The sequence below is a fragment of the Streptomyces sp. NPDC107546 genome, assembly GCF_055639175.1.
The window spans coordinates 1-12,991 of sequence record NZ_JBVKBA010000015.1 but is presented as its reverse complement, the minus strand read 5'-3'; the positions used below and the strand labels follow the sequence as shown (position 1 = coordinate 12,991).

10 protein-coding genes are annotated in these 12,991 nt (G+C 71.2%); 3 read left to right on the top strand and 7 right to left on the bottom strand.

Annotated elements, in window-relative coordinates:
- Positions 1–2: 2 nt before the first annotated feature.
- From mqnE to ACZ7L1_RS22200, 6 genes are all read right to left on the bottom strand, one after another.
- Positions 3–1,166: an aminofutalosine synthase MqnE gene (gene mqnE, locus ACZ7L1_RS22225; protein WP_471439500.1), complete on the bottom strand. Its 1,164-nt coding sequence runs from the start codon at positions 1,164–1,166 to the stop codon at positions 3–5.
- A gap of 41 nt (positions 1,167–1,207) precedes the next feature.
- Positions 1,208–1,663 carry an Lrp/AsnC family transcriptional regulator gene (locus ACZ7L1_RS22220; protein WP_471439498.1) on the bottom strand — a complete coding sequence of 152 codons (456 nt, stop codon included), beginning with the start codon at positions 1,661–1,663 and terminating at the stop codon, positions 1,208–1,210.
- A 103-nt stretch (positions 1,664–1,766) separates the two neighbouring features.
- Positions 1,767–2,456 carry a UbiX family flavin prenyltransferase gene (locus tag ACZ7L1_RS22215; protein WP_471439496.1) on the bottom strand — a complete coding sequence of 230 codons (690 nt, stop codon included), beginning with the start codon at positions 2,454–2,456 and terminating at the stop codon, positions 1,767–1,769.
- A gap of 154 nt (positions 2,457–2,610) precedes the next feature.
- The gene (locus ACZ7L1_RS22210; protein ID WP_471439495.1) at positions 2,611–4,833 is read right to left on the bottom strand and encodes an ArnT family glycosyltransferase; all 2,223 of its coding nucleotides are present in this window, start codon (positions 4,831–4,833) and stop codon (positions 2,611–2,613) included.
- A 213-nt stretch (positions 4,834–5,046) separates the two neighbouring features.
- Positions 5,047–5,949 (bottom strand): menaquinone biosynthesis prenyltransferase MqnP, encoded by a 903-nt coding sequence (gene mqnP, locus ACZ7L1_RS22205; RefSeq protein WP_471439494.1) that lies wholly within the window; start codon positions 5,947–5,949, stop codon positions 5,047–5,049.
- On the bottom strand, positions 5,946–7,403 hold the full coding sequence (locus ACZ7L1_RS22200) for a menaquinone biosynthesis decarboxylase (protein WP_471439492.1): 1,458 nt from the start codon (positions 7,401–7,403) through the stop codon (positions 5,946–5,948). The genes mqnP and ACZ7L1_RS22200 overlap by 4 nt, the downstream gene beginning before the upstream one ends.
- Positions 7,404–7,593: 190 nt before the next feature.
- Between ACZ7L1_RS22200 and ACZ7L1_RS22195 the strand changes: the two genes are divergently transcribed.
- On the top strand, positions 7,594–7,992 hold the full coding sequence (locus tag ACZ7L1_RS22195) for a PLD nuclease N-terminal domain-containing protein (RefSeq protein ID WP_471439490.1): 399 nt from the start codon (positions 7,594–7,596) through the stop codon (positions 7,990–7,992).
- Positions 7,993–8,018: 26 nt separating this feature from the next.
- On the opposite strand, the gene ACZ7L1_RS22190 is transcribed toward ACZ7L1_RS22195, so the two are convergent.
- Complete coding sequence (locus ACZ7L1_RS22190; RefSeq protein WP_471439488.1) at positions 8,019–8,996, bottom strand: isopenicillin N synthase family dioxygenase; 978 nt, start codon at positions 8,994–8,996, stop codon at positions 8,019–8,021.
- Between the two features lie 156 nt (positions 8,997–9,152).
- Here ACZ7L1_RS22190 and ACZ7L1_RS22185 point away from each other — a divergent pair, with 156 nt between their 5' ends.
- Both ACZ7L1_RS22185 and ACZ7L1_RS22180 read left to right on the top strand, forming a co-directional pair.
- Entirely contained in the window at positions 9,153–11,264 is a 2,112-nt protein-coding gene (locus tag ACZ7L1_RS22185) for a hypothetical protein (protein WP_471439486.1), read from the top strand.
- Between the two features lie 94 nt (positions 11,265–11,358).
- The gene (locus ACZ7L1_RS22180) at positions 11,359–12,900 is read left to right on the top strand and encodes an ABC transporter substrate-binding protein (protein ID WP_471439736.1); all 1,542 of its coding nucleotides are present in this window, start codon (positions 11,359–11,361) and stop codon (positions 12,898–12,900) included.
- Positions 12,901–12,991: the final 91 nt, after the last annotated feature.

Genomic DNA, 12,991 nt, shown 5'->3' with positions numbered 1-12,991 from the left:
GGTCATACCCTCATCGGCTGCGGCTGTTCCCGGCGCGCCGGGTCCGGGCCCTCGTACTCCCGGATGATCTCGTACCGCGTGTTCCGCTCCACCGGCCGGAACCCGGCGTCGCGGATCAGCTCCAGCAGGTCCTCACGGGTCAGCTTGTTCGGCGTGCCGAAGTTGTCCGCGTCGTGCGTGATCTTGTACTCGACGACCGATCCGTCCATGTCGTCCGCACCGTGCTGGAGGGCCAGTTGCGCGGTCTGGACGCCGTGCATCACCCAGAAGACCTTGACGTGCGGGACGTTGTCGAAGAGCAGGCGTGAGACGGCGAACGTCTTCAGGGCCTCCGCGCCCGTAGCCATCTGCGTGCGGGCCTGGAGACGGTTGCGGACCTTGCCGTCCTTCAGGTCCACGAAGTCGTGCTGGTAGCGCAGCGGGATGAAGACCTGGAAGCCGCCGGTCTCGTCCTGGAGCTCACGCAGGCGCAGCACGTGGTCCACGCGGTGGCGGGGCTCCTCGATGTGGCCGTACAGCATGGTGCACGGGGTCTTCAGACCCTTCTCGTGCGCCAGGCGGTGGATGCGCGACCAGTCCTCCCAGTGGGTCCGGTGGTCGACGATGTGCTGCCGGACCTCCCAGTCGAAGATCTCCGCGCCGCCACCGGTCAGCGACTCCAGACCGGCGTCGATCAGCTCGTCCAGGATCTCGGAGGCCGAAAGACCGGAGATCGTCTCGAAGTGGTGGATCTCCGTCGCCGTGAACGCCTTCAGCGACACGTTCGGCAGCGCCCTCTTCAGCTCGCGCAGCGACCGCGGGTAGTAGCGCCAGGGCAGGTTCGGGTGCAGGCCGTTGACGATGTGCAGCTCGGTGAGGTTCTCCGACTCCATCGCCTGGGCGAGCTTGACCGCCTCCTCGATGCGCATGGTGTACGCGTCCTTCTCGCCCGGCTTGCGCTGGAAGGAGCAGTAGGCGCAGGACGCGGTGCACACGTTCGTCATGTTGAGGTGGCGGTTGACGTTGAAGTGCACGACATCGCCGTTCTTACGCGTCCGCACCTCGTGCGCGAGACCGCCCAGCCAGGCCAGGTCGTCCGACTCGTACAGCGCGATGCCGTCCTCGCGGGTCAGCCGCTCACCGGAGCGGACCTTGTCCTCCAGCTCGCGCTTGAGCCCGACGTCCATGCGGATACCTCTTTCTGAGACAGACTCCGACAACCGTAGCCCTACGCCTCTTCCGGCAGGTCCCCGACCCTGTTCTCCCACTTCGTCGACAGCACGATCGTGGTGCGGGTCCGCGAGACGCCCTTGGTGCCCGACAGCCGGCGGATGATCTTCTCCAGGCCGTCCACGTCCGTCGCCCGCGCCTTGAGCATGAAGGAGTCGTCCCCGGCGATGAACCAGCAGTCCTCGATCTCGGGCAGGTCCTTCAGCCGACGCGCCACGTCCTCGTGGTCGGCGGCGTCGGAGAGCGAGATGCCGATGAGGGCGGTCACTCCGAGGCCGAGCGAGGCGGCGTTCACCGTGGCGCGGTAACCCGTGATGACGCCCGCCGCCTCAAGACGGTTGATGCGGTCGGTGACGCTCGGTCCCGACAGGCCGACGAGGCGCCCCAGCTCCGCGTAGGAGGCCCGGCCGTTCTCCCTCAGGGCCTGAATGAGCTGCCTGTCCACCGCGTCCATGCGATCGAAGCCTTCCGGTGAAGAGATCCGGTGAGAGATCTGCAGAGTTCCTGAAGTGATGAGTGGTGCTGTGCTGCTACTGCCTGGTGCTCCTGGGCGACGGTCACCGGACGGGCCGGGAACCGCCGAGTTCGCCCTCCCAGCGGCGGTACAGCCGGTGCGGCACCCCCGCCGCGTCCAGCACCCGCCCCGCGACGAAGTCCACCAGGTCCTGGATGTGCGTGGCCCCCGCGTAGAACGCCGGCGACGCGGGCAGCACCACCGCGCCCGCCTCGTCCAGCGCCACCAGCTGCTTGAGGGTCTGCCCGGCGAGCGGGGTCTCCCGTACGGCGACGACCAGGCGCCGCCCCTCCTTGAGCGTGACGCTCGCGGCCCGCTGCAACAGGTCCTTCGACAGCCCGAGCGCGACCCCCGCCACACACGCGGTGGACGCGGGCACGATCAGCATGCCCTTCGCCGGGTACGACCCGGAGGACGGCCCTGCGGCCAGGTCCCCGGCGCTCCAGTGGCGCACACGGTCTCCGTCGACGTCGACGACGAACGTCCCGGGCTTTCCGTCGGCGCCCCGTCCCAGCCACTCGCGCAGGTCCTCCCGCCAGTGGGCGTCCCGGAAGGCGATCCCGGTCTCGTCGAGCAGGGTGAGTCGCGAGGCACGGGAGACGACGAGGTCGACGCTCTCGCCCGCGGCGAGGAGTCCGCGCAGCACGGCGGCGGCATACGGGGTGCCGGAGGCGCCGGACACCCCTACGATCCAAGGCGTACGCGGCGTCTCTCCTGGCTTGACTGGGTTCACGACACCGAGCCTATCCGGCGCCGCGGGGCAGGAACGGGCCAAGGGGCCGGTTCCCGGAGCCCCGCCGCCTCCCTCCCCGCCCAATGCCGGAACCCGCTCATGAGAACGGCCCCTTCCGCCCGCGGGCGGAAGGGGCCGTCCCGGCGCGGGCCGGTCAGTGGCCGGGCGTGCACCGGTACAGCGTCTGGGCCGCGACCGCTGCGCCGGCCGTGCCCGAGGCGGCGGAGTCCGGGCCGCCGTACGCCGAGGCCGGGACGGGGGTGCAGGCGGAGCGGACCCAGTCGGTGATCCGCGCCGTGGCCGTCGTCCCATCACCGCCGCCGAACAGGGCACCCGTGCCCCGGCCACCGTTCAGCAGCACGTACCGCACCTTGCCGGAGTCGACCAGCTCCCGGAACTGCGCCTCGGTCGGGAACGGCACCCTGCCGCTGAAGCCGCCGAGCGGCAGGACGTGGGCACCGGTGGCGAGGATGTACGGGGACGCGCCGTTCCATCTGGTGGTGGCGAACACATAGGCGGCCGAGCCCTGGTGCGCGGTGGTGTAGTCGAGCACCTTCCGCTGGGCCGCGGTGAGTCCGCCCTTCGCGCCGAACCCGCCCACGCCACCGAACCCGCCCATGCCACCGCGGGTCGCCCCGGTGCCGCGCGTCCCGCCGCCGCCCCAGGCCAGTCGGCCCGTCCGGCCGGCCGCCGAGATCACCGAGCCGTGGCCGCGGTTCGCGGCGGAGGGACCGACCGCACCCATGCCGGAACTGCTGTAGGACGGGTTGAACACCTGTACCGCCCACGCGCTCGGCGCCAGCAGCAGCGCCGTGAGGGAGGCCGCCAGCCCGGCGAGGGCGAGCCGGCCGCCGGACGGCGTACGACCCGGGCGGGCCCACACCAGCAGGACGACGGCGCCGAGACCGACCATGCCCACCGCGGGCGCCAGCCACGGCAGGAACGACGGGAACTGGCCGGCGAGGTACGCACTCCACGCCGCCGTCGCCGCCACCGCGCCCGGCAGCGCCCATGCGCGACGGCCGCCGGCCCGGTAGGCGCGCCACATCAGCGCGACGCCGCCCCCGGTGAGCGCGGCGAGCGGTACGGCGATCACGCCCATGTAGTACGTGTGGCCGGCGACGCTGCCCGCGCTGAAGACCAGGAAGTACGTGGTCAACCAGGTGCCCCAGAGGAGGAGTCCGGAACGGGTCCGGTCGGTGCGCGGCCTGCCCCGGCGCCACAGGAGACCGCAGACGACGGCGACGGCGGCGATCGGGTAGAGCCAGCCGGTCTGCGAGGCGAGCGACGTACCGAACATCTTCGACCAGCCGTTCTGGTCACCGTCCCGGCCGCCGGTCCGGCGCACGGCGCTCGTCCCGGCTCCCAGGGCGTCCCGCGTCCCGGTACGACGGAAGTGGGCGCCCCCGCCGACTCCGGTGCCACCGGTCCGGCCTGCCTCCTGCGCGGGGCCTGCCCCCTGCCATGGGCCACCCCGGCCGCCTCCGCCGCCCTGCGTGGCGCTCACGCTGCCCGTGGAGGCCGCGCTGATGCCGAGGGAGGAGAAGCGGTTCAGGAAGTTGTAGCCGACCACCATGCTGAACGCGGAGTTGTTGGTGGTGCCATCCACATAGGGCCGGTCCTTGGCGGGGGTGAGGGTGACGGCGAGCATCCAGGACGCCGAGACGGCGGTCATCACCACGGCGGACACGCCCAGATGCGCCAGCCGCCGGCGCAGGGTGGTCGGCGCCGAGAGCAGATACACGAGGGCGAGCGCGGGCAGCACCGCCCACGCCTCCAGCATCTTGGCCTGGAAGCCGAGCCCGACCCACACACCGGCGAGCACCAGCGGGCGCAGCCGGCCGTCCCGGGCGGCACGCTGGGTGGCCTCGGCCGCCAGCAGCAGACACAACGTGAAGGCGGGGTCCTCGACGGCGGTGCGGAAGAGCCCCACGGCCACCGGAGTCAGCAGGAACGCCGTGCAGGCGACCAGCGCCGCGTTCACGCCCGCCCAGCGGCGCACCAGCCGGTGCAGGACCAGCAGGCTCGCCACGCCCTCGACGACCTGGGGAAGGACCAGCGCCCACGGACGGAATCCGAAGATGCGGGCGGAAAGCGCCTGCGGCCACAGGAATCCCGGCAATTTGTCGAGCGTGATGGAATTCCCGGGGTCGAAAGAGCCGTAGAAGAAGGCCTTCCAACTCTCCGTCATGCTGCGGACGGCGTTCGCATAGAAAGTGTGGTACTGGCTGTGGTCGATCCCCCATGCGTAGAGCACGGCGGCGAGCACGAGGATGACCAGCAGCGCCGGGCGCGCGTAGGCCGGCTGGTCCGCCGGTGATCTCCACGGCGCGCGGCGAACGGCACCGGTGGGCGGAGTGAGGACTGTCGTAGCCATGCACAGCAGTGTTGGGCCACCGGGCGCGCACACCCCACCGAAACAGCCCGTTTCAAGGAAACTCTCGCCAGAATCAGGAGGATTCTTTAACCCGGCCGGACGGCATTTCAATCCGCCAAGTGCCGCCCATTACCAGCCTTTGCACATACGCCGCCCACATGAAAAACACAGTGGACGCACAGCTTCGGGAGTTCCCCTCAGGAGTCCCGGCTTTCAGACCGTCAGCCCGCGCGCCAACAGATCCAGCAGTGCGCACACGAACAGGGCGATGCCGATGAACCCGTTGACGCTGAAGAAGGCCCGGTTCAGGCGGGTCAGGTCGTGCGGGCGGACGATCGTGTGCTCGTAGAGGAAGGCGCCCGCCACGATCACCAGACCCAGCCAGAAGAAGAAGCCGGCACCGGTGACGACCGCGTACCAGACGAACAGTGCCGTCGTGACGGCGTGACAGGCGCGGGCACCCCAGATGGCCGCCGGGATGCCGAAGCGGGCCGGCACCGACAGGACGCCGATCTCGCGGTCCGTCTCCACGTCCTGGCAGGCGTAGATCAGGTCGAAGCCGCCGATCCAGATGCCGACGGCGAGACCGAGGATCACCGCGTCCCAGTCCCACCTGCCGCTGATCGCGAGCCAGCCGCCGATGGGGCCCATCGCCTGGGCCAGACCGAGGATGGCCTGCGGGAAGTTGGTGAACCGCTTGCCGTAGGGATACACCACCATCGGGATCACCGCGATGGGGGCGAGCGCCAGGCACAGCGGGTTGAGCAGGGCCGCGGCGCCCAGGAAGAAGACCAGGGCGATCAGGGCACCGGTCCACGCGTGCCGCACCGACATGGCGCCGGTGACCAGTTCGCGGTGGGCGGTGCGCGGGTTGCGGGCGTCGATCTCGCGGTCGATGATCCGGTTCGCGGCCATGGCGAAGGTGCGCAGCCCCACCATGGCGACCGTGACGAGGAGCAGCCGTCCCCAGTGGATGTTCCTGTCCCACTGGTACATCGCGGACAGCGCTGCGATGTACGCGAAGGGCAGGGCGAAGACGGAGTGCTCGATCATGACAAGGCGCAGGAACGCCTTGGTGCGTCCGGGCTGCGGAATCGCGGCGGAGGCGCTGCTCACAGGCCGTACTCCTTCCAGCGGCGGGTCACCTTCGCCGCCGTATCGGGGTCGGACAGGACCATGTCGGGCCAGCCGCCGTCCCTCGTGTAGCCCTCCTCGGGCCACTTCTTCGTGGCGTCGATGCCCGCCTTGCCGCCCCAGAACTGCTGGTAGGAGGCGTGGTCGAGATGGTCGACCGGGCCTTCGACGACGGTGAGGTCCCGGGCGTAGTCCGTGTTGCCGAGGGCGCGCCAGGCGACCTCGTGCAGATCGTGGACGTCGCAGTCGGAGTCGACGACCACGATCAGCTTGGTGAGGGACATCATGTGCGCGCCCCAGATCGCGTGCATCACCTTCTGGGCGTGCTTGGGGTACTTCTTGTCGATCGAGACGATCGCGCAGTTGTGGAAGCCCCCCGCCTCGGGCAGGTGGTAGTCCACGATGTCCGGCACGATGATCTTCAGCAGCGGGAGGAAGAACCGCTCCGTCGCGCGGCCGAGCGGTCCGTCCTCCGTCGGCGGGCGGCCCACGACGACGGACTGGAGCAGCGGGCGGCGGCGCATGGTGACGCAGTCGATCGTCAGCGCCGGGAAGGGCTCCTGGGGGGTGTAGAAGCCGGTGTGGTCGCCGAACGGCCCCTCCGGCAGCATCTCGCCGGGCTCCAGCCAGCCCTCCAGGACCACCTCGGCGTTCGCCGGGACCTGCAGCGGCACCGTCTTGCAGTCGACCATCTCGATCCGCTTGCCCGCGATGAACCCGGCGAACAGGTACTCGTCGATGTCGCCGGGCAGCGGCGCGGTGGCGGCGTACGTCACGGCGGGCGGGCAGCCGAAGGCGATGGCGACCGGCAGCCTCTCGCCGCGCCGGGCCGCCACCTGGTAGTGGTTGCGGCTGTCCTTGTGGATCTGCCAGTGCATGCCGATGGTGCGCCTGTCGTGGCGCTGGAGGCGGTACAGACCGAGGTTGCGGATCCCGGTCTCGGGGTCCTTGGTGTGGGTGAGCCCGAGGTTGAAGAAGGAGCCGCCGTCCTTGGGCCAGGTGAACAGGGCCGGCAGGGCGTCGAGGTCGACGTCGTCGCCGTGCAGCACGACTTCCTGGACGGGCGCGTCCGCGGCCTTCACCTTCCTGGGCGGCACGTGCGCCATCGCGCCGAGCTTCCCGAAGGCCTCGCGCACCCCGACGAAGCCGTGCGGCAGCTCGGGCCTCAGCAGGCCGCCGATCTTCTCGGAGATCTCGTCGTACGACTTCAGGCCGAGGGACTTCAGCAGCCGCCGGTCGGTGCCGAAGACGTTCATCGCCAGCGGCATGCTCGACCCGCGCACGTTCTCGAAGAGCAGCGCGGGACCGCCGGACTTCTGCACCCGGTCGACGATCTCCCCGACCTCCAGATAGGGGTCGACCTCGGCTTTGATGCGCTTGAGGTCTCCCTCGCGCTCCAGCGCCCGGAGCAGGGACCGAAGATCGTCATAAGCCATGCGTCCCAGTATCGCCGAGAGCCGGTTCGGCACTCCGGGCGCCCCGGGGGATCAGCCGGGGGTCCGCCCCGCCGCGCAGCGACTGCGGGCGCAGCGCCCCCCGGAACAGCACAGCCGCCACCCGCTACCCTGACCCCGTCACCGGGGCCCGTCGCACGCCCCTCGCCGTCTCCTGGGGGATCGCACCACCATGTTCAGGTATCTGCCCTTCCTGCTGGTCCTGGCGCTGTGGATATACGCCTTCATCGACTGCCTGAACACCCCCGAGGAGCAGGTGCGCGGGCTGCCCAAGGTGGTCTGGGTCGTCATCATCCTGCTCTTCGGCGAGGTGCTGGTCGGCCCGATCGCCTGGCTGGTGGCGGGCAAGCACCGCGGGCCCGTCCCGTCGAGCGGCTCCACGCCCTCCGAGTGGCACCGCAACCACCGCACCACCTTTGTCGCACCCGACGACAATCCCGAGTTCCTGAGGTCCCTCAAGGAAGAGAACAAGAAGGACGAGGCCCTGCTGAAGGAGTGGGAGGCCGACCTGCGCCGCCGCGAGGAGGAGCTGCGGCGCCGGGAGCGGGACGAGGGGCCCACGGCCGGCTGACGGAACCCGGACTGCTCGAGTGGGCCTCACTTCACCGTGATGGAGTCCAGTTTCTCCCGCAGATACACATGCGAGTCCACCGGCTCGTACGCCACCCTGCCCACCGGCTCCGGAACCGACTCCACGATCGTCCCCGGGGTGCACTCGCCGAAGTAGACCAGGGACATCAGTTCCTCCGCGGGGGCGTCCACCGGCGGCGGCAGGACGCGGTGGCGGCCCGAGCGCCAGCGGTCACCCGTCCAGCGGGCCATCAGGTCACCGATGTTGATGGTGAACGCCTCCGGGTCGTAGGGGGCGTCCTCCCAGCCGCCCTCGTCCGTCCACACCTGCAGACCGCCCCTGCCCGCCTGCCGGTCCAGGATCGTGACCGTGCCGAAGTCGGTGTGCGGGCCGATGCGGAACTGGCCCGGCTCCGGCTCACCGACGACGTCCGCACCCGGGTACCAGTTGATGTTGAAGCCGTAGGTGGGGCGGGCCATGTGCCGCGTGAAGAAGTCCGGTTCCAGGCCCAGGGCCTCGCCGAGCAGCGAGAGCAGACGGTTCTCCAGCTCCGCCATCCGCGCCAGGTACTCCTCGCACAGCCCACGCAGCTCCGGCACCTCCGCCGGCCAGACGTTCGGCGCGTACCACTCCGCGTCGATCTCCGGGTCCTCGAACGGCTCCTGCGTCGCGAAGGTCAGTGACTCCTTCAGGTCGGGCGGTGTCTCGGTGCCCTCCGCGTAGCCGTTGGCCTCCGTGCCGGGGCCGAGCCAGCCGCGCCCACCCACCCGGGCCGCGTACTTCTCCTTGACCGCCACCGGCAGCGTGAAGAAGGTCCGCGCGGCCTCGCGGATCCGGGAGCGCAGGGACGGGTCCACGCCGTGGCCGGTGACCAGCAGGAATCCCGCGGTCTGGAGGGCTTCGTCGACGGTGCGGGCGATGCGGGCGCGGGTGGCGGGGTCGCCGTGCAGCCACGGCCGCAGGTCGATGGTGGGGATACGTGGATCGGTCAGGTCCTCGGTCATCGTCGTCCTCATTCCGCACACTTTCGCAACCAGTCGGTCATCGTGCGCTCCGGTCCGAATCAACTCCCCATTTTTCAACGGTGGTCTGGGTATACCTCACTTCGGGGTACAGCTCACAGCAGCACATCGAAGCGGACCGCGCCGGGGGGAGATGCGGTGGACGACAGACGGCTGCACGGCCGGGAGCCTCTGTTCGACACCGAGCCGCCCGGGCTCGCCTCGCGACTCGTCGGTCTGCGACCCCACCAGCTCCGCTCCTGCCCGTACGAGCACGACGGCGACGTGCCGTTCGTGGTGTTCGCGGGCGGTCGGGGGCTCGGCAAGAGCGCAACTCTCGCCGAGCTGCGCGCCGCCTACCAGGGGCACACGCCCGTCGCACTGATCGACGGTGAGGAGCCACAGTTCGCCGGGCCGCCGCCGGAGCGGCCCGGCGAGGTCTGGTCACCGGTCGCCCAGGCGCTGACCACCGTCGCCGAGCAGCTCGCCGAGCCCGTCACGGGCGCCCGGCGGATCGGGTTCCCGCGGCTCGCCTCCGGGCTGCTCGCGGTCGCGGCGGGCGGCTGGGGCGACCGTGACGTACCGCGCATCCGGCAGGAGGCCGAGCGGATCCTCCTGCTGAACGACTCCCGGTCCTTCCTCGACGGCTTCGCGGGCCGCTGGGTGAGCAAGGTGGTCGCCAAGCTGATCGCGTCCATGTCGAACACCGGGCCCGTCGTCGAGCCGATCATCGAGGCGACCCTGGAGTCCTTCAGCGAGGGCGTCTCCCCCACCCACCGCCGGCTGCGCAGGGCGGCCGCCTGGTACCGCGACTACCCGAACGCGGGCGGCAACCCCAAGCTGGGGCTCATCCTGCTGTCCGGGCACTTCCGGGCCGGCGGCGACTCCCGCACCCACGCCGAGCGCCATCTCGTGCGGGCCCTGCTGGCCGACCTGGACGACGCCTACGCCGGTGTGGTGCAGCGCTCCCGCCGCGTCGGCCGCCCGGTGATCCTCATCGACAACGTGCAGGAGCCCGCCGGACGCGGCCTGCTGGAGTGCGTCCTGCGTGACCGCGCGGACGGCCTCCGCGACCAGGTCGTCTTCTTCTCGGCTCTGCGCGGTCACACCCACCCGGCGCTGCGCAACGCGGCCCGCCGCACCCTGACCGAGGTCGCCCGCACCACCGGCTGGGAGCCCGGCGCCTCCCCGTCCTCCCGGGCGCTGCTCGTGTCGCTGCCGCCGCTCAAGCCCGACGACACCCTGCACATCGTGGGAGCCGTCTGCCGGGGCGTCGACGTGCCGCCCCAGCTTCCGCACGCCACGCACCGGCTCACCGGCGGCAGCCCGCTCGGCATCACCCTGCTCGCCGAGTCGGCCCGGCAGAACCTGCCGCGCGGGGCCGCGTCCCTCGGCGCCCTGCTCACCGGAGACGTCACCGTCCACGACGAGCACGACGGCCGCCCCGCCTACCAGGAGCTGCTGGACCGGCTGGTGCCGGGCGGCCGGCTGGACGAGCTGACCGTGCTCGCGGCCGCCCACGACCGCCCGTCCGCGCTGGCGCTCGCCCGGGACCGCCTCCCGGACGACTTCGGCGCGGCCGGGGTGCTGGGACTGGAGGAACGGCTCGCCGCGGAGGGCTGGCCGAGCGCGCCGGGGCAGTTCGTCGGAGACCCTTTCCTGCGCGCGCTGCTCCTGCTGCGGCTGCACCACCTCGACGCGGGCCACGCCCAGTGGCAGGCGGCGCACCGCGCACTCGTCGACCACTACGGCGAGCAGGGCGGGGCCGATGCCGCCCGCTACCGGCTGCACCATGAACTCGCCCTCGGCAAGGCGGACTTCGCGGTGGCCCATCTGCGCGACACCTTCACCGGCACGGACGTCGGCACCTGGCTGTCCACGCTGGTCTTCATCGCCTCCGCGCCCTATTACCACGCCCACGACCCCGAGGGCCGGGACTTCGACGGCGGCCACGACCACGACCACCGGGCCGCGGTCGCGCTCGGCCGCACGGACGCCGAACAGCGGCCGCCGCAGGGCGTGGATCCCGTCCTGCACCTGCGGGTGCGACGGCTGCTGCACGCGGTGTGGCAGCTGACCGACCCGCTGGTGCTGCCCGATGTGAAGGTGGCCGAGCGGCTGCGCTTCGAGCTGGAGCAGCTGTCGAACCTGCGCCCCTCGGGCACCGCCCTGCTGTGGCGGGCCTCGCGGGACTGGCCGACGGAGGCGCTGGCCGGACGGCCCCTGCGCATCCCCGGCGACGGTGACGACGAGAACGGGGACCGGGGATGACCGGCATGACGGCAGGCCGGTGCGGTCCATGCGGCCGCGGTGGTCGGGGTGGTCGGGGTGGTCCCCGCGGACCGTACGAGAACGGGGGGCGATGATGGCGGGACGCTGGTGGACCTGGCTGCGCGAGGACGTCTGGGAGATCCGGTTCCGCCGGTATGCGGCGCTGCTGCTCGCCGCCGTGCTGGTGGCCGGCACCGCCTGGGCCGTCGTCACCTACATCGGCCGGCAGCCCTCCTGCGCCCCGGGCGTGGCCCGCCTGGACGGCGGCGACTGCGTGGGCGTGTCGACGACGGCGTACGACTTCGGGCAGCCACGGTTCGCCGACGTGGTGCAGGCGGTGTACCGGGAGAACGACCGTCTGAAGTCCGGCGGTTATGTCACCGTCGCGCTCTTCGAGCCGTTCACCGCGAGCGACCCGGACAGTGTCGACGACACGCTGCACGAACTCCAGGGCGCCTACCTCGCCCAGTACCGGGCCAACCACGACGCGACCGGGGAGACCCCCCAGATCCGGCTGGTGCTCGCCAACACCGGCCGGGACGGATCCTACTGGCCGCGTGTGGTCGACCGGCTGACGCAGATGACCGAGGGCGCCGACCGGCTGCGGGCGGTGACCGGGATAGGGCTGAGCACCGACAACAACCGTGCGGCCGTCAAGGAGCTGACCCACCGCGGCATCCCGGTCGTCGGCTCCTCCATCACCGCCGACAGCCTCGCCAACGGGACCGACGGCAAGGATCCCTACCCGGGGCTCGCCCGTGTCGCCCCCACCAACAGCGACTCGGCCCGTGCGCTCGCCTCCTTCGCCCGGGTCTCCGGGGGCAGGGCGCTGCTGGTGTACGACAAGCCGGGCGACCCCTACACGCGCACCCTGCAGAGCGCGTTCGAGAAGCTGGTGGCGGGTTCGCCCTACCAGGCGCAGCCGTTCACCCCTCCCGAGGACCGTACGCAGGAGGGCACGACCGCGAACCAGTTCCGACAGATCACCCAACTGGTGTGCGACACCCCGAAGACCACGGACACGATCCTGTTCGCCGGGCGCCACACCCAGCTGCGGCAGTTCGTCAACGCGCTGGGCGCGCGCGGCTGCATGGACCACCGGCTCACCGTGCTCACGGGCGACGAGGGCTCGTACCTCAACGGGGACAAGCGCCTCGACTGGAAGGCCCTCACGCGGAACCTGTCCGTGCGCTACACCGCGCTCGCGCATCCCGACGCGTGGAAGAAGGAGACGGCGCGGACGGGCGGCAGCGCCGCGGACGCACAGGAGCTCGACGGCCTGATCGCGCGTGGCGCGAAGCAGCCGGTGGGGCCGATCGGGCCGGTGGATCTCGCCGACGGACAGCTGATCATCGCGTACGACGCCATGCGGCTGGCGGTGCAGGGGATGCGGGAGGCCACGCCGAACGGCGACGCGGTGCCTGCGCTGACGGACGTGGTGAACGAGTGGGCGTTCATGAAGGGCTCGCACCGGGTGGACGGGGCGAGCGGTTGGATCTGCATCGACGTGCACGGGAACCCGTACGACAAGGCCGTACCGATCGTGGAACTCACCCCGGACGGGGGTGCGCGGTTCGTACGGATCGCCTGGCCCGAGGGCCGTCCGCCGGCCAAGGAGTGCCTGCCGCCCGCCTAGTAGGACTCCGTTAGGTCTTTCTTGATCTTGGCGTGGCTCTGCTGGGCAGGGGTTGGTGGCAGGTGGTGCAGGTGCCGGTCCAGCAGTTCAG

Bases quoted from the DNA above. Each gene is read 5' to 3' on its own strand.
- ACZ7L1_RS22190 (WP_471439488.1), bottom strand. From the start codon at position 8,996: ATGACCGAGGACCTGACCGATCCACGTATCCCCACCATCGACCTGCGG.
- ACZ7L1_RS22220 (WP_471439498.1), bottom strand. From the start codon at position 1,663: ATGGACGCGGTGGACAGGCAGCTCATTCAGGCCCTGAGGGAGAACGGC.
- ACZ7L1_RS22180 (WP_471439736.1), top strand. From the start codon at position 11,359: ATGGCGGGACGCTGGTGGACCTGGCTGCGCGAGGACGTCTGGGAGATC.
- ACZ7L1_RS22210 (WP_471439495.1), bottom strand. From the start codon at position 4,833: ATGGCTACGACAGTCCTCACTCCGCCCACCGGTGCCGTTCGCCGCGCG.
- ACZ7L1_RS22200 (WP_471439492.1), bottom strand. From the start codon at position 7,403: ATGGCTTATGACGATCTTCGGTCCCTGCTCCGGGCGCTGGAGCGCGAG.
- ACZ7L1_RS22195 (WP_471439490.1), top strand. From the start codon at position 7,594: ATGTTCAGGTATCTGCCCTTCCTGCTGGTCCTGGCGCTGTGGATATAC.
- mqnE (WP_471439500.1), bottom strand. From the start codon at position 1,166: ATGGACGTCGGGCTCAAGCGCGAGCTGGAGGACAAGGTCCGCTCCGGT.